The sequence below is a fragment of the Limosilactobacillus urinaemulieris genome (genome assembly GCF_014838745.1).
Lineage (GTDB): Bacteria > Bacillota > Bacilli > Lactobacillales > Lactobacillaceae > Limosilactobacillus > Limosilactobacillus urinaemulieris.
Genome location: NZ_JABUXR010000006.1, coordinates 23,300 through 43,710, shown reverse-complemented (window position 1 = coordinate 43,710; position 20,411 = coordinate 23,300). Strand labels below are relative to the sequence as shown.

The following is a 20,411-nucleotide window of genomic DNA, read 5'->3' as shown; positions in this document are numbered from 1 at the left end:
CCTCTTAGTTAATATAAGTAGATCCTTAGCACATTATATCATAACAAAAACAGCCAAAGGATGACTCATCGTTAAAATCATTCTTTGGCTATTTTATTCCTTTAAGCAAACAATGGCTAATGATTAGCAAGAAGTTCTTTAGCCTGCTTAATTTGTTCATGTACTTGGGTAAAGCTTGTTCCTCCAAGCGACTGTCGACGTTTTACAGCCACTTTGGGTTTCAGGCATTCATAAACATCCTCCTGAATTTTTGAATTAATTTTCTGGTATTTGTTTAACGGAATGTCGCTGAGGTTAGTCCCCGTCTTTAATCCTTGAAGAACTAACTCCCCAACAATTTCGTGCGCCTGACGGAACGGAATGCCCTTAGTTGCTAAGTAGTCAGCAAGCTCAGTAGCGTTAGAAAAATCATTATGAGTTGCATGTTCCATCCGTGCCTTATGGACATGTAACGTTTTTACCATTCCAGTCATAATTTTAGTTGAAGGGAGAATTGTTTTAACGGCATCAAAAATGCCTTCCTTATCCTCTTGCATATCTTTATTGTACGCTAATGGCAAGCTCTTCATTGTCGTCAAAAGGCCAACCAGATCATCATAAACACGACCGCTCTTTCCCCGAATCAATTCAGCCATATCAGGGTTCTTCTTTTGGGGCATAATTGAGCTCCCAGTCGAATATTCATCCGCTAACTCAATATAGTTAAATTCATAGCTGCACCAATAAATAATCTCTTCACACAAGCGAGACAGATGCATCATAAGAATACTAGCATTACTCAAGAATTCTAAGACAAAGTCACGATCCGAAACTGCATCTAACGAATTAGCATATGGCTGGTTAAAACCTAATAATTGAGAGCTTAGTTCACGATCAATTGGAAAAGTTGTCCCTGCTAAAGCGGCAGCTCCTAGCGGTGAAATACTTGTATGCTGTTTATTAAATTCAAACCGTTCAATGTCCCGCTGAAACATTTGAAAATATGCCATCAAGTAATGTCCATAAGAAATTGGTTGGGCATGTTGCATGTGCGTATAACCGGGCATAATTGTCTCCACATTTTCTTCGGCCTTGGCAACTAAAACCCGTTGCAAACTGCGTAAAGCCTGAATAACTAACGGCAAGCGTTCATTAACGTATAAATGTAAATCTGTTGCCACTTGATCATTTCGGCTCCGCCCAGTATGGAGTTTCCCCGCTACAGGACCGATCTCTTCAGTTAGTAATGCTTCAATATTCATATGGATATCTTCATTATCAACTGAAAACGTTAGCTTACCTTGGTGTAACTTCTGTTCAAGTTTTTCTAAACCAGTAATAATTTGGTCAGCGTCATTTTCTGAGAGAATATTAGTTGCTTTTAACATCTTTACATGAGCCAGTGAACCATGAATATCTTCCTCGGCCATCTCCTGATCAAATCCAATTGACGCACCAAAATTGTTAATAAAGTCATCACCGGCTTCTTCAAACCGGCCGCCCCACATTCGCTTAATTGACATCAGCAGTCACACCTTTATTATCAATTTGATCTTGCTTTGTTGCCAATGCTTTTTGCTGAACTTGGGCATAGACCTTATCGGGAAGTTCCCATAGCTTGATAAACCCAGTAGCTGCTTCTTGGTCGAATTCATCTGCTGAAGTATATGTAGCTAGATTCTTATCATAAAGCGAGTTAGGTGACTTCCGTCCTTCACAAATTACGTTCCCCTTAAATAGCTTTACCCGAACAACACCATTGACAACTGCTTGTGCCTGGTCAATAAAAGCAACTAGCGACTTCATTAACGGTGAGTACCAAAGGCCGTTATAAATAATCTCACTCATTTTTTGTTCAACAATTGGCTTGAAGTGGGCTAGTTCACGCTCTAAGGTTAGGTCTTCCAAATCTTTATGAGCGGCCAGTAATACAGTTGCTGCCGGACATTCATAGATTTCCCGTGACTTAATCCCGACCAACCGGTTTTCAACGTGATCAATTCGACCAATTCCATGACTACCAGCAAGGTGATCTAATTTCATAATCAATTCATCAAGCGGCAACTTCTCACCATCAATAGCTGTTGGAACTCCTTCTTCAAAACTAATCTCGATTGTTGTCGGGGTATCAGGAGCATCCTCAATCGCTACTGTTCGGTCGTACGCATCAGCTGGTGCAGCAGCCCATGGATCTTCAAGAATTCCACATTCATTTGCCCGACCCCAGAGATTTTCATCAATTGAATATGGGCTAGCCTTAGTAATTGGAACCGGAATATTATTATCCTTGGCGTATTGGATCTCCTCTTCCCGTGACCAATGCCAATCACGAATTGGGTCCTCGATTTTCATTTCTGGAGCAAGAGCATGAATACCGGCTTCAAAACGAACTTGATCGTTCCCGTTACCAGTACAACCATGAGCAATTGCGGTGGCGCCATATTCATGGGCAACAGCCACCAGTTTTTGAACGATTAATGGACGGGATAGTGCAGAAACAAGTGGGTACTTTTGCTCATACATTGCGTGTGCTTGAAGCGCTGGCAAAACAAATTGTTCAGCGAAGTCATGTTTAGCATCAATTACTACTGACTTCCATGCACCAACTTGCTTCCCCTTTTCTTTAATTGCTTCAAGATCTTTTCCTTCACCAACATCAATACAACATGCAATTACGTCATATCCCTTGTTTTTTAACCACGCAATTGCAACCGAAGTGTCTAAACCACCGGAATAAGCTAATACAATTTTTTCTTTTGTCATCTGTATATCCTCCATCCATTTTAGAAATTGATAATAAATATACACTCGATATTAATTTAAAGCAAGTAAAAATCACTTATTAGCAATTTTTATTCAAAAATAATAATTTATTATGTATATTTTAGTGAATAAAAAATCCCCTTCATTTTAGCTAGCTGAACCTAATTGCTAACCTAAATGAAGGGAATTCTGCTTAATTATTTAATTTTGGAAATTAATCACTTGTTCATTCTGAAGTGGGTATTCCATTAACTCAGTTTGATCTAACCGATCCTTTTCCAATTTGACCGCATTAATTTGTTTATTACCATATGTTGAATAGTAAAAGGTTCCTGTAGTTAGATTAATACCGTCAGAATAAATTGTATATTCAAATTGTCCAGGAGCTACTTGATCGAGCCTCTTTTGTTGTTCAACCGCATGCAGATTATGAAAATAATTAGTAATATTTTCTATTTCTGATTTTCCCTTAGGAGCATGCGCTTTGGTGAAGACTTCTTTAACAAAGCGACTTCCTGAATCCATCCCACCCGGTAAAAAGTGAGAACCAAATCCACGGCTATACGTATTGAGCTTAACTTCAGGAATCAAAGTGTTCTTTGGATAATCCGGCGAAACACTTTGATAGTTGCTCAAGTTTAATAGTTGTTTAGGAAATTCAGGATTATTAGTCAAAACACCGACAGGATTATCGTAAACTTTTAACCCCTCTGTTGTTGACTCAACCGCAATTGCCTCACCGGACTTATCGGCAATAAGCCAGTGAAGCGGTGACAAGTGGAGCTTTGCGGAGAAATCAATCTTAACCAAGTTCAAATTACTAAGTAGTTTACGTGCCTCAACAACGGTTTTACATTGACCTAAAATATAAGGGATAAATTCGAATGGTGTTACGTTATTCTTTGCTGGATCTTCCGGAAAATAATGGCAAGGTCCGTCAAAATTTAAACCAGCCATTCCCAATCCTTTTTCATTTGCTCCATCAAAATACAATGGATAACCATCCTCAACCAATGCCATCCCGGTAATTGCATAGTGCTGATCTAGCGATGGTCCTTTGCGGAATTTAAATGGATAATTTCGTGGTGTCACAACTACTTCCTGGCCAAAAGAAACTTCCAAATCAAGATTCCGACCGAAATAGCTGTCACCAGCTGTATAAATAATCGATGTACACATAATTCTTATCCCAATATAAAGCTACTTATTCAATTCTTCCTTAACGGTTTGGTTAACTAATTTACCATCAGCTTGTCCCTTAACTTTAGGCATCACAGCACCCATAACCTTACCAAAATCCTTCATGCTAGAAGCATTAACCGCCTTAATTGTTTCATCAACAATCTTCTTAACATCAGCAGCAGAAAGTTGTTGTGGCATATATTTTTCGACAACTTTCATTTCCGCCTTTGTTTTGTCAACCAGATCTTGACGCCCTGCTTGTTCAAATTCCTCAAGTGATTCTTTTCGTTGTTTATATTCACGAGCCATTACCGCAACTTCTTCATCTGGAGTTAAATCATGGCCTTGCTCAATCTGTTCATTTTGAACAGCAGCCTTCAACATCCGGACCGTTACCAATGTTTCCTTATCACGATTTTTCATAGCAGAAACCATATCTGCAGTTAGATCATTTAATAAACTCATTATCCTGCTCGCTCCTTTGACTAAAATTAAAATGAAAAAACTCCCACCTGACATGGAGAGGTAGGAGTTAAAAAATTAATAACGACGGCGCTTGTTCTTACGCTTCCGTGCCGCTTCAGATTTCAACTTACGTTTTACACTTGGCTTTTCGTAAAATTCACGTTTACGGTATTCTTGCAAAGTTCCGTTGCGTGAAACTGTACGTTTAAAGCGTCGAAGAGCGTCATCCAAAGATTCATTCTTACGAACGACTGTTTTTGACATGTTGATTCCCTCCCTCCGAGCTTAAAGTTACGTATTAGAACGGTATAACCCCGTTCTTTCACTACAAAAGCAATTGTAACCAATTAGATTCTGGGTGTCAATATTACTTCCTAAATATTTAGGATAAATTTTCTTACTATAATATTAATCTGATCTCTGCATTGAAGGCGACTTTATTCATTTTTATTTGAATTATTCGAAATTATTGAATAAAATACGCTATTTTTTAAATAACCATTGCATATTTAATCATATCGTCGTATATTACATACCAATGTATTTATTTTAAGAAATTGAAGGAGTTATTGATTATGAAATGTTTCAAACATTGGTTAATGCTAATAATCATCGCGTTCCCAATACTGTGCGCACCAGTATCAGCATTAGCCGCCGATGAAAGCGGCAGTTCAAGTTCAGCTACGAATACTTCACAGGTAGCTGAAAATGATTCACTGCAAAAGATTAAACAAAAAGGAACACTCGTTGTCGGGACAAGTGCCGATTATCCGCCATATGAATTTACGACCAAGGAACATGGCAAAACAAAGTATGTTGGCTTTGAAGTATCGCTCATGAAGCAATTTGCTAAAGATATTGGGGTTAAACTAGTAATTAAAAATATGGACTTTGATTCACTTTTAGTTGCTCTAGAAACCGGAAAAATTGACTGCATTGCTGGGGCAATGAACATCACCAATGAGCGGAAAAAGAGTGTTGACTTTTCTGATGTCTACTATACCGGTGACAGCTACTTCCTAATCAATAAGAGTGACAAGGATAAGCTGGTTAATGCCAAAAGTTTTAATGGTAAGACTGTTGGTGCCCAAAACGGGACCTTACAATCAACAATGATTTCTAAGGACATGCCACAGGCTAATGGTAAAGGATTAGCAAAGCTTTCTTCATTGGTAATTGGTTTACAGTCCCATAAATATGACGGTATTTTAATGGATGCGGCGACTGCAAAGGCATACGCATCTAATAATTCTAACCTCTACGCTTTTAACTCAAAGTTACCGGTTACTGCTGGCGGAATCGCCCTCGCCTTTCCAAAGGGTGACACCTCCCTCGTAAATGCCGCTAACCAAACGATCAAAAAAGTCAACGACGAAGACTTAATTAATAAGAAATGGATTCCAGAGTCAGCCCAATATATGAAGAGCTACAAAAAGCAAAATACTGTTCTTAGTTACTGGCGTTACTTTGCAAAGGGGCTCGAATACACACTAATTATTACTATCGTCTCAGTATTCTTCGGCTTCATTTTAGGAACCCTCTTCGCTCTCATGCGTCTTTCAAAGAACAAGCTTCTGCATACAATTGCGGTTTGCTATATTGAATTCCTCCGGGGAACACCAATGATGGTTCAAATCATGTTTGTTTACTTTGGTATTGGTGCAATTATCCAATCCCTCCCCGCCTTGCTTGCCGGGATCATTGCCGTTTCGTTAAATTCTGGAGCCTACGTTGCTGAAATCATTCGTTCTGGAATTCAGTCAATTCCACTTGGTCAAACTGAAGCAGCTCGGAGCTTAGGAATGGATAAAAACAAGGCTTTCCGTTATGTAATCATGCCGCAAGCGCTTAAGAATATTTGGCCTGCTTTAGGAAATGAATTAATTACCTTGTTAAAGGATAGTTCACTAGTTTCCGTTATTGGTGTAACTGAATTAATGTTCCAAACACAATTAGTTCAGTCAGCAACCTACAAAGGAGTTCTCCCACTATTCATTACTATGATGATTTACTTCATCTTAACGTTTACACTTTCCAGAATTCTACTTTACTTTGAAGGGAGAATGAAACATGTCCACTAAAATGATTGAAATTCAAAATTTGCAAAAAAAGTTTAAGAATAACACTGTCCTTAAAGATATCACTGAACATGTCGATAAGGGTCAGGTTATCTGTGTCATTGGTCCCTCTGGTGCTGGTAAAAGTACCTTCCTTCGTTGCCTGAACTGTCTCGAACAGCCAACTAGCGGCAAGGTATTCTTTGAGGGAAAAGACTTAACTAAGATCAACGATAAGCAACTTAATCAGTTACGGGAAAAGATGGGAATGGTTTTCCAGGGATTTAACCTCTTCCCAAATATGAACGTGATTGAAAACATTAAACTAGCACCAATGAAGGTTAAAAACATTCCCGAGAAGCAGGCCGAAGAAACTGGAATGAAACTTTTGGAGAAAGTCGGTCTAGCGGAAAAGGCAAAGCAATATCCTGACCAGCTATCTGGTGGGCAAAAGCAACGGGTAGCAATTGCTCGTGCTTTAGCGATGGATCCCGAAGTAATGCTCTTTGATGAACCAACAAGTGCCCTTGATCCAGAAATGGTTGATGAAGTGCTAACTGTAATGCATGATCTCGCTGATTCTGGAATGACAATGGTAGTTGTTACTCATGAAATGGGATTTGCTCATGAGGTAGCAGATCAAATCTGGTTTATGGCCGATGGTTATATTCAGGAAACTGGTAAGCCAGATGAATTTTTTGCCCATCCAACAAGTGACCGGGCAAAGGAATTCTTAAAGAAGATTCTAAAGTAATCAAGGCTCTATAATAAGCATTGATAATATCCAGTAAAATTAAAAATGGACAGAAAAAACAAACCGTTTTCTCTGTCCATTTTTAATTTGATCCTGCTAATTATTTATCCTGCTTATAATCAACTTGATCATCAAACTGAACCTTTAAGTCATCCAACTGTTGTTGACTAACCTTACCAGGTGCGGCCGTTAATGGTTCAACAGCCTTAGAATTCTTAGGGAATGGAATGACATCACGAATATTATCTGCTTGTGCAAGTAACATTACCCAACGATCTAACCCGAAGGCTAATCCACCTTCAGGAGGCATTCCCATTGTTAATGCCTTGAGGAGGAAGCCAAAGCGAGCTTCTGCGCGTTCCTTAGTGTAGCCCAATGCCTTCAGAACTTTTTCTTGAACTTTTGGATCATGAATCCGGATTGAGCCACCACCAATTTCTTGACCATTAAGAATAATATCGTAACTCTGGGCATGAGCCTTGTGGGGATCTTCACCATCTTCAAGATAATGAAGATCTTCTTCGTTTAACATGGTGAATGGGTGGTGAGCTGCAATCCACTTTCCAAACCCTTCATCATATTCAAACATTGGCCAGTTAACAACCCAGAGATAATTCCACTGGTTAGGCGCAATCATATCTTGCTCCTTAGCAATCTCACGACGTAAGTAGCCAAGAGCATCACAAACAACGTGGAATGAATCAGCAACAAAGAGAATTAAGTCTCCCGGCTTAGCACCCATTTCTTCATTGATTGCATCAGCATTATCATTAATAAACTTTGCAATTGGACCAGAATAGCCGTCTTCAGTAACCTTGACCCAGGCGAGACACTTAGCACCGAAACGCTTAATATACTCTTCCTTCTTAGAAATGTCTTTCCGGGAGTACTTGTCAGCCCCACCAGGAACACAGATTGCCCGAACAAAGTTTCCTTTGGCTACAGTTCCAGAAAAGACCTTAAATGAACTGTCCTTAACAATTGATGATAAGTCATGGATTAACATCCCAAATCGAGTATCGGGTTTATCAGAACCATACTTATCCATTGATTCCTGCCACTCCATCCGTGGAAATGGAGTTTTAACATCGACACCCAAGACTTCCTTCATAACCTTCTTAATTAATCCTTCAGTTACCGTTTGAATATCCTCAGGAGTAGCAAAACTCATTTCCGTATCAATTTGAGTAAATTCAGGTTGGCGGTCACCACGTAAATCTTCATCCCGGAAGCATCGTGCGATTTGATAATACTTATCAACTCCAGCGGCCATAAGTAATTGCTTAAATAATTGTGGCGATTGTGGCAAAGCGTAGAAATGTCCTGGATAAACACGTGATGGGACAATATAATCACGAGCACCTTCTGGGGTAGAACGGGTTAAGTCCGGTGTTTCAACGTCCATGAACCCTTGATTATCATAGTAATGGTGAACAACAGACGTAACCTTACTTCGCAGCATCAAATTCTTCATCATTTCAGGACGACGGAGATCAAGGTAACGGTACTTCATCCGTAAATCTTCACTTGCATCAACGTCATCAGTAATGTCAAATGGCGTTGTTTCAGACTTTGCCAGAACCTTAATCTGATCAACCGCAACTTCAACTTTCCCGGTCTTCATCTCAGGGTTAATTTCTTTTTCAGCCCGCAATTGAACCTTTCCCTGAACTTCAAGAACATATTGGTTCCGAACCGCATTGGCAACCTTAAATGCTTCAGGGTTTTCTTTTTCGTTAAAGACCAACTGAACGATTCCTTCTCGATCCCACAGATCAATAAAAATCAAGCCACCAAGATTACGACGTTTAGCAACCCAGCCTTTAAGAACAACTTCTTGGCCTACTTGTTTTTCACTGGTTTCACCAGCGTAATTAGTTCTCTTCATTCTCTAATTACCTCTTTAACCATTTTTAGATTGGTAGTGTTAATACTAATTTCTAATAAAAAAAGCACCCCTATCTTTCATAAGGGTGCTTTATGCACGGTACCACCTTAGTATCACTCATTGGTAACGTCGAACTACCGACGGGGACAAATGCCCAGCCTCAAAAGCGTCAATTATCGCCTAATGTCATGGGCTTCCACCACTTCCCACTCGCTGCTGACTAAGGTAAATAAGCATTCTTTATCATTGGCTATTAGTATTAAAATTACATTCTTACAGTACCCGAGTTCACTAAAAATGTCAATAGTTACCGTTCCATTGGCTTTCTCCCAGTAAAAGTTTAAAATATAGGTCAAAAGAAGGTGTTCATTTTGATTAATCATCAATTATCTAGTAGCTGGTTATCACAGTTACCGCTAGACAATATTACCAGTTGCCAGTCAGTTAGCGGTGGCGATATTAATCTAGCCTACCAAATCACTACTAACCAGGCGACATACTTTGTCAAAGTTCAGCCAAATCATCAGGCATCATATTTCGATCATGAAATCGCCGGATTACGAGAAATCGGCAAAATAGCTAATGTCCCTACCCCTGTTGCTAATGGTGAAATTGATGGTGATGCTTACCTAATATTAAATTGGATCAATAGTGGTGTCGGTGATCAATACGCACTTGGTCAAGAAGTTGCTAAAATGCACCAACAGCGAAGAGAAGAATTTGGCTTTATGGACAACCATCAAACAAAGGTATTGGTTAAAAATAACCAGTGGAATCCCAGTTGGCGTGATTTTTACATTAACCAACGATTAAAGCCAGAGATCTCGGCAGCGATAAAGCAAGATCGCTGGAATAAGTGGCGACAAGAACATTTTGACCGAATGATTGCCAAATTTGACAATTACTATTCTACACATGAGGTTCAGCCTAGCCTGCTACACGGTGATCTCTGGGCCGGAAACTTTATGTTTAGCCAAACTCACCAGCCATACTTAATTGATCCAGATTGCGTTTATGGTGATCGTGAATTTGATCTAGCTATGACAACAGTCTTCGGTGGGTTCGACGATCAATTTTACCGCGGCTATAATGCCATATATCCAATCACCCCAGGAATTAACGAACGACTTCCCTGGTACAGGTTTTATTATCTCTGCATGCACCTAATCTTATTTGGTGAAAGTTATGGTCCCGCAGTCGATAACATTTTAAGCAGCTATTAATAATTAATGTAAATGGTCTCCAAAGTTCGGCTTTACCGTCCTTTGGAGACCATTTTTCGTACTATTTATTTCTCATAAATTATCGTCGTTGGTCCGTCATTTTCCAGATCAACCTTCATTTCGGCACCAAACTGACCAGTTTCAACATGAACACCAGTAGCAGCCAGTTTTTCATTAAATCGCTGATAAAGCGGCTCGGCAATTTCTGGACGAGCTGCATCAGTAAACCCGGGGCGATTACCATGTCTTGTATCAGCATACAAGGTAAATTGTGAAATGGAAAGGATCGCACCGTCAACATCTCGAAGGCCAAGGTTCATTTTACCATTTTGATCCTCAAAGACGCGGAGATTAACAATTTTATGAACAAGGTAATCTAGCTGTTCATCCCCATCATCAGGAGCAAAACCAACTAATAACATATAGCCACGCTTAATTGCCCCAACGACTTCACCGTCAATTGAAACTGAAGCATGGTTGACTTTCTGTAAAACTACTCTCACTACTTTTCCTCCTCACTAACGAATGGTTCGCTTAACTACATAAACATCCTTAATATTCTTTAACGAATCCATAATAAACTGCAATTGATGAAGGTTACGAACACCAATTGTCATACTAATGGTGACCATCTTATTGTGGTCAACCTTCCCGTTTACGGAGTTTAAGAATTTTGTAGTGTTATTTACTGAACGAAGGACATCGTTTAATAAGCCGCTCCGATTATAACCCTGAACTTCAATGTTCGAGTTATAGTTCGTCTTATCCCCATTTGGATTAGCCCAATAAACATGAATAATTCGTTGACCACTCTTCTCGGCAGCTTTAATATTGGGGCAATCTGAACGGTGAACCGATACACCACGTCCTTTAGTAATATAACCAACAATGTCATCACCGGGAACTGGACTACAACAGTGACTAAGACGAGTCAATAAATTATCAACGCCTTCAACAACAATGCCTTCACTCGTCTCCTTAGCCTGTTTCTTTTTCTCTCGTTGATCAGGCTTTTCTAACGTTGCATGTTCTTCAAGGACGGCTTTCTCAGCAGCCTGTTTCCGTGAATCTTCTTCCTTTTTTCTTACATCAGCGGTGAACCGATTCCGCACGCCAACCGGTGCCATATCCCCAAAGCCAATTGTAGCGAACATATCATCACTGTTTTGATAGTGCATCTGGTTGGCCACTTCTTCGTTCTTTTCTTCAGTCATCAAAGCAAACGGGTCAAAGCCGGCTTCTCGGATCTCCCGTTCAATCATTCGCTTACCTTCTTCAATATTTGCTTCTCGATCATGAGCTCTAAAGAATTGCCGAATCTTATTCCGTGCCCGTCGTGTGGACACAAGCTCCAACCAATCACGACTCGGTCCGGCAGATGAAGAAGAAGTCAGAATATCCACAATATCGCCGGTTTTGATTTCGTAGTCTAGAGGGACAATCCGACCATTAACCTTGGCTCCTGTTGTGTGGTTACCAACTTCAGTATGAATTTGGTAAGCCATATCAAGCGGTCCTGACCCTTGTGGCAATTCAATTACATCACCCTTAGGCGTGAAAGCATAGACCTTATCAGCAAAGATATCACTTTGGACCCCCTGCATAAATTCATCAGTACCATCACTTTCGCTACGTAGTTCGAGAATTTCCTTAACCACGTTCAACTTTTGGCTATCGCGAGTTTGTTGAATTCCGTTAGTTTTTCCTTCCTTATAAGCCCAGTGTGCTGCAACCCCATATTCTGCAACTTGATGCATATGGTGAGTTCTAATCTGAACTTCTAGCGGTTTACCTCCAGGGCCCATGATCGTCGTATGCAATGATTGGTAGCCATTTGCTTTAGGCATTGCAATATAGTCCTTAAACCTTCCTGGCATCGGCTTCCAGTTAGTGTGGATTGCTCCTAAGGCTGCATAACAATCCTTAATCGAATCAACAACGATCCGTACTGCCAACAGATCATAAATTTGACTAAACTGTTTATGCTGGTTAACCATTTTGCGGTAAATTGAGTAAATATGTTTAGGCCGACCATATATTTCAACGTTTGGTCCTAAGTTGAGGTCACTAATTGCCTTTTTAATTTCTGTAATGGCCTCATCAATATATTCTACTCGCTGATCCCGCCGCGAATTCATTAAATGGACAATCCGGTAGTATTGTTGCGGATTAAGGTAACGAAGAGAGAGATCCTCTAACTCCCATTTAATGGTACTAATTCCTAATCGATCAGCAATTGGCGCATAAATTTCTAAAGTTTCGTTTGAAATCCGCCGCTGCTTATCCGGCCGTAAATGCTGAAGGGTTCGCATATTATGAAGCCGATCAGCAAGCTTAACAATCATCACACGAATATCTTTAGACATTGCAAGCAGCAGTTTACGGTGGGTAGCAGCCATCTGCTCCTTATTTGATTTATACTGGATTTTTCCTAACTTAGTATCACCATCAACAATCAGGGCAATTGTTGGCCCAAACAGCTCCTTAATGTCATCTAAAGTTGCCCCAGTATCTTCAACAATATCGTGAAGGTACCCAGCACAAACCGTCTCTGGATCCATATGAAGATCAGCTAAGATTCCCGCAACTTGAATTGGGTGAATGATATACGGCTCACCTGATTTTCGCCGCTGGTCTCGATGACAAACAGCAGCAAACCGGTATGCCCGTTCAACTAAAGCGACATGCTCATCATTCATATATGAAGAAACCATTTTAAGGACATCTTCATGTGATAACTCTTTAACCTCTGACAATGTGCCACCCTCCAATCTAAACTACTTTGGCTGGCCCTGTGAACTAATCGACCAAGCTAGGTAAGTAACTCCTAAATAGAATAGAGCAAAATAAACAGTGTACCTTGGCATAAATACGTATGAAACAAAGAGGTATAAAACTGGAAATACCAACAGGTTCCACCATTTCAGGCCATTTTTCTTTATATATTGACCGAGCCAAATACCAAAAAGCATATTAACCAAGAACAGGAAAAAACCAACCATCCATACACGATGAATTAACCGAAATTTATCGCTAAATAATGGAAGAATAATTCCAAAAAGGATCCCAAATCCCCATACAGCAATGCTTTTACTATTTTCAACTTTTTTTAGCCAATCCATAACCTAACTTCCTATACTTAATATGATGAAAATAATTGTACCACAAACCGCTAACTATTCTTCGACAATTCAGTAACAAAGTGGTGGCTCTTTAATTCCCGTTCAACCAAGTCTGCCTTATCTTTAATAATTCCAGAAACGAGGAACCGACCACCTGGTTTTAAATTTTCAAATGCCTGAGGAATTAATGGAACAATTATTTCCGCTAAAATATTTGCAACGATTAGGTCCACCTGGGTATGAATTCCATCGAGCAGACTATTAACACCAACCTTAACGTCAGCAGCAACCGGATTTAAACCAATGTTCTTCTTTGCGGATTGGACAGCCACCTCATCAATATCATAAGCATCTATCCGTCCTACCCCAAGTTGTTTTGCTGCAATACTCAAGACTCCAGAACCCGTACCAACATCAATCATTGATTCACCACCACGAGCAACAATTTCGAGTGCTTCAATCATTAAGCGCGTCGTTGGGTGAGTTCCCGTTCCAAAGACCATCCCTGGATCCAAAACGATTAATTTCTCATTAGCGGAATGTGGTTGATAGTTCTCCCATTGAGGAACAATTGTTAATTGGTTGGTTACTCGCAATGGGTGATAGTATTTTTGCCAAACAGTTGCCCAATCCTTATTATTAACTGCTTCTGTGATCACAAGGCCTGCTCCCGGATCAAGTTGGTAGTCCTTAAGTTTAGCAACTCGTTCCTTAATTGTTGAAACAAGTTCGGGAACAAAAACATTTTGCGGGAAGTATCCGGTAACCGCAGCCTCGCTTTCCCGGTGGGGGATTTCCTGTGGATCAATGATTTCTCCATATTTTCCATAGCGGCCAGGCTTTAAATTAGCGAAATCCTTTGCATCATCAATTTGAACTCCGACCGCTCCCTCATTAGTTAAAATATAACTTACTGCTTCAACTGCTTCACTAGAAGTAATTACTTTTACCGCTGTCCAATCCATATTGTTCTCCTTTATTAAATAAAAAATGACCACCAATATGATGGTCACAGTAATATCGCTCACCTATTCTTCATTCTCAAAATTAGCAGGCTGCGATGAATTCTCCTCATCATCTTTTTTGGTAAAGTGACTTCTTAAATATTCAATCAAGTCAGCTTCAGTCCGAAAAATTCGTGGATGATGTTGGTGGTGCAGGCGAACATCGATCTCATTAATCTTCAATCGCCCCGTCCATGTATGGGAGTAACGAATGATTACCCGATTGTTCAATCGATGCTTCCCAAACCGAAAAACATATACATGCTGTGGCGTCATCATCGGCCGAATATATTCTTTCTTGTACATCAAGTCATTGTCACGCATAAAACGCTTCGTTTGATTCAACACGGTAATCACCTCCTCCTTTTATATAATCAATTCATTAACATATGTTCCATTTTATCACATGGTTAAGATTGTGCAAAAGGTTAACGTAAATTAATCTTTTCAATTTGAAAAATGCTATAATTCCCTCATTAATTGAGAATAGGAGGTTACTAAATTTGGGGATTTTGATCACGCTATTAATTCTATGGATCATGTGGAAATTAGGTGTTTTTACACTCAAAATTTTGGGATTGCTCTTTTTAATTTTCGTAGTCGGCTTCATTTTTCATGCCTTGCTAATCCCTGCAATCGTAATTGCCCTTTTTATCATACTAATCAGTGGTCTTCAATCATAAGTAAAGCTAGCAATTATTAGCTAGTTTCCACAAAAAATGACAATAATTCCGAATTTAATAGCTTTTTTCACAAGGAATGTTATAATTAGTCATGTGAGAGAAATCTCAAATAGCATATTTACTGGATGAAAGGGAGACTGTTTAATTATGTCTAAGAATCATCAAAAAGTTGTTCTTGTTGGTGACGGTGCTGTAGGTTCAAGTTATGCTTACGCATTAGTACAACAAGGTTTGGCTGAAGAATTAGCTATCGTTGATCTTGTTAAGAAGCGTACTGAAGGTGACGCTTTGGTGCAGTGAAGATGCTACTGTCTTCACTGCACCAAAGCAAATTTACTCTGCTGATTACGACACTTGCAAGGATGCTGACTTAGTTGTTATCACTGCTGGTGCACCACAAAAGCCTGGTGAAACTCGTCTTCAACTAGTTGACAAGAACTTGAAGATCATGAAGTCAGTTGTTGAACCAATTGTTAAGTCTGGCTTTAACGGTATCTTCTTGATCGCTGCTAACCCAGTTGACATTTTGACTTACGCTGTTCAAAAGCTTTCTGGCTTCCCAAAGAACAAGGTTATTGGCTCAGGTACTTCACTTGATTCATCACGTCTTCGTATCGCTTTAGCTAAGTTGTTCCATGTTGACCCACGCGATGTTTCAGCAAACATTCTTGCTGAACACGGTGACTCCGAATTTGCTGCTTACTCAAGCGCAACTATTGGTGGTAAGCCACTTCTTGACATTGCTAAGGAAAACAATGTTTCAATGGACCAATTACTTAAGATCGAAGACGATGTTCGTAACAAGGCTTACGAAATCATTAACCGTAAGGGTGCTACCTTCTACGGTGTTGCTACCTGCTTAATGCGGATTACTTGCGCTATCCTACGTGACGAACATGCTGTATTGCCAGTTGGTGCTCCAATGAACGGTGAATACGGAATTAACGATCTTTACATCGGTACTCCTGCTGTTATCAGCGCATCCGGTATTGACAAGGTTATCGAAGTTCCTTTGGATGACCGTGAAAAGAAGGCTATGGATGCTTCTGCTGCTGCCCTTGAAAAGGTTGCTAAGGACGGTATGGCTAAGCTCCAAAACAACTAACCTTTACTTATTAATATAAACAATCAAAAAGACTAGGAAGGAATTAATTTCTTCTTAGCCTTTTTTATTACTTATTAAATTCAGCATTATAGTTCTTCTTAGCACCTGGCAAAGCAAAGGTGTTCTCATAGAGATATTTCTTTGTCAGCTTTTCCAAATAACCATCGTTGTATAACTTCTTGATTTCCTTATTCAGTGCCCGCGTTAACTTTTTGTTCTTAGCGTCCTTATGCAAGAGCAAGTAAGCTGAACGCTGATCAATTGATGTTGAAACTGTCAATTTCTTTCCATTCTTGGAATTAGCTACCTGTTTATAAGCAGCGTATGGGTATAGTGCAACGTCATATTTACCATTAGCCACTTGTGCTAAAGCATCAGCTGAAGATTGGTCGCCAATCGCTTTCAAGTTCACTTTTTTACTATGTGATTTATTATAGTCTTCTAAAACACTATAACGGGCATCATCAGTTGAAACGGGAACTAACTTTAAATTTTTCTTAGCAACATCATCTAATGAGTTCGCTTTCTTCCCATTCTTGTTATATACCAACCGTAAGTCGTCAAGGCCAACTGCCTGAGTATGATAATATGTTTGGAAACGTTGCTTATTGTACCAAGAATTATTTAAGGCAACGTCATACTTTCCACTTTGTAATCCTGAAAAAACTGCATTTTGAGACGTAAAGGTGGTTTTAAACCTATATTGAGGCAAGTCCTGATCAACTTTTTTGATTAGTTCACCATAATACCCCTCAGGTCCGTTATCAGTATTAACAATATATGCCGGATTACCGTTTGGTGCAGCAACATTAACCGTCGTCGCTGCATGAACTTCTGTTGCTGAACTAATTGCAGCGGCACTAACTAAACCAATCACTGATAACTTTGTAAATAATTTTGAAATCTTCATAATAAATAACCTCTCTTTGTCTATACAACGAAATATCGCTGTCGTAACTTCTTTTCAACTAACCTAAATAATTGAGCAAAGATCCAGCAAATAATAATGTAAATAATCAATGCATCAGTGTAAGTCTCCAGGTACTTAAATCCAATTGATGAAACAATATTTGCCTGCCCCATAATCTCGACCAAGCCAATATTGTAGATCAATGCTGTATCTTTGACTAAATCAAGGAAGATATTCGTAAAATTAGGAATTAAATTAATAATTAACTGGGGAATTACAATTTGAGTCATTGCTCGAAAAGGGGTCATTCCAATCGATAGGGCGGCCTCGGATTGTCCAAAGTCAACCGAATGATATGCTGCCCGGATGCTCTCTGACAGGTTAGCCATTGCATTTAAACCATAAGCAGAAAAGGCAATGATAATTGCTGGTAAACCATTTGGATTCGTGTTCCAGCCCCATTTATTCATCAATACTAATAATTGAGGTAGTCCATAATAAACAACATATAATTGAACTAAAATTGGTGTTCCCCGAATAAATGACACTAATACCGCTAAAAATTGAGAAAGGAACGGGATTCGCTTTTCTCTGGCAATTACTACTAAAATTGCTAGAACTAGTCCAATAATAGTTGCAACTAAAGCTACAATTAGCGTTAGTGGTATTGCTGCCAGAATTTGATTAAATGAATCCCTAGCAAAATTCAGATCAAACACATAATCACATCCTTCCTAAGCTAGCCACTGGTAACGTCGTCTGATAAAACGAAACATGGCCTCAATTACTAATACCAATCCCCAATAGCTTAACGCTAAAAGAACAAATATTTGTAATTGGTGTAAGCCGGCAGTTTGGTTTGAAAGATTAGACGCCTGATTATACATATCATATAAACCAATAACATAAACTAATGAAGTCGCCTTAACCAGTCCCACTACCAAATTTTCAATATTAGGTAAAGCAATCATTGCTGCTTGAGGCAAAATAATTTGCCAAAAGGTGGTTTGATCTTTCATTCCTACAGAACGACCGGCTTCGATTTGGCCTACATCTACTGAAAAATAAGCTGACCGAAACGCTTCAGCTAAATAACCACTCCAACCTAAGGAAAGGCCAAGGATTCCAAACATTAACCTTGTCCAATGGTCAATATCGATCCCGATCGTCTTAAGTAAGACCGGTAACCCATAGTAAGCAAGTAATAACATTAGCAACGGCGGCGTTCCACGAATCAAATTCAGGTATACCACTGCAATTCCTCGAGCTACCCTACTTTTACGCAAGTCAATCCAGGTTAAGAGCAACCCCAGAAGAGTTGCAAAAATAAAAGAAAAGACTAGTAGCTCAATCGTATTCGGGAAGCCTCGCCAAATAATCTCAATAATTTTCCGATTGTTCATTAATCTGCCTCCCATTCCTAATAATTATCTACCAGAGCATTTAGGAATTGTTTAGTTCTTTGTTCTCGTGGGTGTTCGAAGATTTGCGCAGGCGTTCCTGATTCAATGATCTCGCCATCAGCAAAGAATAACACTCGACTAGCGACGTTTCGGGCAAACCACATCTGGTGAGTAACAACGATCATTGTTTGGCCTTGTTCAGCCAACTGCTGAATATCTTTTAAAACCGTTCCTACTAACTCGGGATCGAGGGCACTAGTCGGTTCATCAAACAATATGATTTCTGGATTAAGGACTGTTGCCCGAGCAATTCCGATTCTTTGCTGTTGACCACCTGATAGTTGCGAAGGATAATAATCTTTTCGTTTATCCAAGCCCAAATTTTTCAATGCTTGGACTGCTTTTTGGTTTGCCGTCTTAGCATTCTCACCATGACCATAAATTAATCCCTCAGCAATATTCTCTTGGGCTGTTTTATTCTTAAAAAGGTTATAATTTTGAAATACCATTGCTGTTTTTCGACGAACCATTTGAATTTCTGGCTTAGTTGCTTGAGCCAGGTTGATTTTTTCTCCAGCAAATTCCATTAAGCCGCTATCAGCTTGTTCGAGGAAATTTAAATTTCTCAACAGGGTTGTCTTTCCTGAACCAGAAGGGCCAATAATAACCACCACTTCGCCCTTGGCAATTGAAAGGTCAATCCCGTTTAAAATTTGCTGACCATGAAACTGCTTTTTCAAATCTGTTATTTTTAATAACATCCCCGATAACCTCCTAGTTCTGGTGAGCTGCTTCAATCGCCCAAGTTAGTCGTTCGTAAGAAATATCACGAGGGACCGTGCAGTCAGCTCCCAAAATAATTCCCCGGTGACCAGCTTCATCAATTAACCTTTTGACCTCTGTTTGAATTTGCTCCTTGGTTCCCCGGTAAAGGATTCCGTTTGTACTGTTATCAAAACCACCCATTACTGGCCGATCACCAAATAACTGTTTCCCCTCACTTAACGAATAACCATCAATTTCTGTTGCCCAGTTAATAACCTGCAACGGATAATTAGTGAACCATTCAAGATGATTAGTTGCACCAGCAAAGCCACAGATATGAAGGATATTCAACCGTAACACTTGGTTAATTCCCTCTTGAACCTTAAGATCAATCGGCTCCATTACTTGCTTAAAAAACTGGGTGTCATCACGTAAACGTGAATCTTGAATTGACTGGGTACTGTAATAAATACCGTCAACCTTAGTGTTAGTCATTATTGCTTGGGCAACTTTGATTTGATCGTCAGCAATTACTTCCAGGACCTGCAAGATTAGTGATGGATCCTGTTTATAAAGATCCGTAAATCGCTGTTCTGCTAACAAAAGTGGTTCCGCATAATGTTTAATTAACGCCCACTTAAAAAGAAGCATTGGGGAAAACATCGTAATAAAGGTTGGCCGATCTCCCGCAATTTGCTGTTGTCGTTGAGCAAGTTTAACCTGACCGGTAATCCACGGATCATTCTGATTTAGTGGCTGAAGTCTTTGAAGATTAGCTAGACTCCGTGGGTTATCAACTCCACGAAACGGGTAAGCAAAATAGCCATCTAACATTGTCTTAGCAAAGTCAACATCTACTGCATCATAGTATTTTTGGTGGCCTCTTAAGTTTGTTTGGAGGATTGCTGGCTCTTGAAAAACATTCGTAAACTCATCTACTGCGAAGTGGCGCCAAAAAGAAATTGGGATTTTACCAGTTTCTTGATTGTTTAAGGCTGCAATTACTTCTTTACGTGCTAATGTCATTATCATCACTCTTTTCTTTAATTCAGCGTACAAAAAAAGCTACTAATCACTGACATGATTAGTAGCTTTTACCACTTATTGC

At 39.6% G+C, this 20,411-nt stretch carries 20 protein-coding genes and 1 pseudogene; 5 read left to right on the top strand and 16 right to left on the bottom strand.

Annotated features, from left to right (window positions below):
- Positions 1 to 116: 116 nt before the first annotated feature.
- The 5 genes from argH to rpsU form a co-directional block, all read right to left on the bottom strand.
- Positions 117 to 1,502: an argininosuccinate lyase gene (gene argH, locus HUK45_RS04270; protein ID WP_191911236.1), complete on the bottom strand. Its 1,386-nt coding sequence runs from the start codon at positions 1,500 to 1,502 to the stop codon at positions 117 to 119.
- Complete coding sequence (locus HUK45_RS04265; protein WP_191911235.1) at positions 1,492 to 2,742, bottom strand: argininosuccinate synthase; 1,251 nt, start codon at positions 2,740 to 2,742, stop codon at positions 1,492 to 1,494. The genes argH and HUK45_RS04265 overlap by 11 nt, the downstream gene beginning before the upstream one ends.
- Before the next feature lie 201 nt (positions 2,743 to 2,943).
- Positions 2,944 to 3,921: a choloylglycine hydrolase gene (gene bsh / locus HUK45_RS04260; RefSeq protein ID WP_191911234.1), complete on the bottom strand. Its 978-nt coding sequence runs from the start codon at positions 3,919 to 3,921 to the stop codon at positions 2,944 to 2,946.
- Positions 3,922 to 3,942: 21 nt separating this feature from the next.
- A complete protein-coding gene (locus HUK45_RS04255) occupies positions 3,943 to 4,389 on the bottom strand; it encodes a GatB/YqeY domain-containing protein (protein ID WP_191911233.1) in 447 nt (148 codons plus the stop codon).
- Positions 4,390 to 4,464: 75 nt separating this feature from the next.
- Positions 4,465 to 4,653, bottom strand: coding sequence for a 30S ribosomal protein S21 (gene rpsU, locus HUK45_RS04250; RefSeq protein WP_003716981.1), 189 nt, complete (start codon positions 4,651 to 4,653; stop codon positions 4,465 to 4,467).
- A 311-nt stretch (positions 4,654 to 4,964) separates the two neighbouring features.
- Here rpsU and HUK45_RS04245 point away from each other — a divergent pair, with 311 nt between their 5' ends.
- Positions 4,965 to 6,470 (top strand): ABC transporter substrate-binding protein/permease, encoded by a 1,506-nt coding sequence (locus HUK45_RS04245; RefSeq protein ID WP_191911232.1) that lies wholly within the window; start codon positions 4,965 to 4,967, stop codon positions 6,468 to 6,470.
- Positions 6,460 to 7,200 (top strand): amino acid ABC transporter ATP-binding protein, encoded by a 741-nt coding sequence (locus HUK45_RS04240; protein WP_277956502.1) that lies wholly within the window; start codon positions 6,460 to 6,462, stop codon positions 7,198 to 7,200. Before HUK45_RS04245 ends, HUK45_RS04240 begins: the two co-directional genes overlap by 11 nt.
- Before the next feature lie 100 nt (positions 7,201 to 7,300).
- Here HUK45_RS04240 and aspS read toward each other — a convergent pair whose 3' ends face one another.
- Complete coding sequence (gene aspS / locus HUK45_RS04235) at positions 7,301 to 9,088, bottom strand: aspartate--tRNA ligase (RefSeq protein WP_191911231.1); 1,788 nt, start codon at positions 9,086 to 9,088, stop codon at positions 7,301 to 7,303.
- Between the two features lie 92 nt (positions 9,089 to 9,180).
- Here aspS and HUK45_RS09695 point away from each other — a divergent pair, with 92 nt between their 5' ends.
- Both HUK45_RS09695 and HUK45_RS04230 read left to right on the top strand, forming a co-directional pair.
- Complete coding sequence (locus tag HUK45_RS09695) at positions 9,181 to 9,312, top strand: hypothetical protein (protein ID WP_268890007.1); 132 nt, start codon at positions 9,181 to 9,183, stop codon at positions 9,310 to 9,312.
- A 147-nt stretch (positions 9,313 to 9,459) separates the two neighbouring features.
- A complete protein-coding gene (locus tag HUK45_RS04230) occupies positions 9,460 to 10,311 on the top strand; it encodes a fructosamine kinase family protein (protein WP_191911230.1) in 852 nt (283 codons plus the stop codon).
- 65 nt (positions 10,312 to 10,376) lie between these two features.
- On the opposite strand, the gene dtd is transcribed toward HUK45_RS04230, so the two are convergent.
- The 5 genes from dtd to HUK45_RS04205 all read right to left on the bottom strand — a co-directional run bounded on the left by dtd (position 10,377) and on the right by HUK45_RS04205 (position 14,761).
- Positions 10,377 to 10,814 carry a D-aminoacyl-tRNA deacylase gene (dtd, locus tag HUK45_RS04225; RefSeq protein WP_191911229.1) on the bottom strand — a complete coding sequence of 146 codons (438 nt, stop codon included), beginning with the start codon at positions 10,812 to 10,814 and terminating at the stop codon, positions 10,377 to 10,379.
- 15 nt (positions 10,815 to 10,829) lie between these two features.
- On the bottom strand, positions 10,830 to 13,067 hold the full coding sequence (locus tag HUK45_RS04220; RefSeq protein WP_191911228.1) for a RelA/SpoT family protein: 2,238 nt from the start codon (positions 13,065 to 13,067) through the stop codon (positions 10,830 to 10,832).
- 21 nt (positions 13,068 to 13,088) lie between these two features.
- Positions 13,089 to 13,433 (bottom strand): hypothetical protein, encoded by a 345-nt coding sequence (locus HUK45_RS04215; RefSeq protein WP_191911227.1) that lies wholly within the window; start codon positions 13,431 to 13,433, stop codon positions 13,089 to 13,091.
- A 50-nt stretch (positions 13,434 to 13,483) separates the two neighbouring features.
- Positions 13,484 to 14,398, bottom strand: coding sequence for a 50S ribosomal protein L11 methyltransferase (gene prmA, locus HUK45_RS04210; protein WP_191911226.1), 915 nt, complete (start codon positions 14,396 to 14,398; stop codon positions 13,484 to 13,486).
- Between the two features lie 63 nt (positions 14,399 to 14,461).
- Positions 14,462 to 14,761 carry a hypothetical protein gene (locus HUK45_RS04205; protein WP_191911289.1) on the bottom strand — a complete coding sequence of 100 codons (300 nt, stop codon included), beginning with the start codon at positions 14,759 to 14,761 and terminating at the stop codon, positions 14,462 to 14,464.
- A 506-nt stretch (positions 14,762 to 15,267) separates the two neighbouring features.
- Between HUK45_RS04205 and HUK45_RS04200 the strand changes: the two are divergent.
- A pseudogene (locus HUK45_RS04200) lies at positions 15,268 to 16,225 on the top strand (L-lactate dehydrogenase).
- A gap of 67 nt (positions 16,226 to 16,292) precedes the next feature.
- Here HUK45_RS04200 and HUK45_RS04195 read toward each other — a convergent pair.
- Genes HUK45_RS04195 through HUK45_RS04175 form a run of 5 tightly spaced genes read right to left on the bottom strand, consistent with a single transcriptional unit; the run spans position 16,293 to position 20,329 of the window.
- Positions 16,293 to 17,135, bottom strand: coding sequence for a transporter substrate-binding domain-containing protein (locus HUK45_RS04195; RefSeq protein WP_191911225.1), 843 nt, complete (start codon positions 17,133 to 17,135; stop codon positions 16,293 to 16,295).
- Between the two features lie 20 nt (positions 17,136 to 17,155).
- Positions 17,156 to 17,854, bottom strand: coding sequence for an amino acid ABC transporter permease (locus HUK45_RS04190; RefSeq protein ID WP_191911224.1), 699 nt, complete (start codon positions 17,852 to 17,854; stop codon positions 17,156 to 17,158).
- Positions 17,855 to 17,869: 15 nt separating this feature from the next.
- Positions 17,870 to 18,538 (bottom strand): amino acid ABC transporter permease, encoded by a 669-nt coding sequence (locus tag HUK45_RS04185; protein ID WP_191911223.1) that lies wholly within the window; start codon positions 18,536 to 18,538, stop codon positions 17,870 to 17,872.
- A gap of 17 nt (positions 18,539 to 18,555) precedes the next feature.
- Entirely contained in the window at positions 18,556 to 19,299 is a 744-nt protein-coding gene (locus tag HUK45_RS04180; RefSeq protein ID WP_191911222.1) for an amino acid ABC transporter ATP-binding protein, read from the bottom strand.
- 13 nt (positions 19,300 to 19,312) lie between these two features.
- Positions 19,313 to 20,329, bottom strand: coding sequence for a uroporphyrinogen decarboxylase family protein (locus HUK45_RS04175; protein ID WP_235971994.1), 1,017 nt, complete (start codon positions 20,327 to 20,329; stop codon positions 19,313 to 19,315).
- Between the last annotated feature and the right edge of the window lie 82 nt (positions 20,330 to 20,411).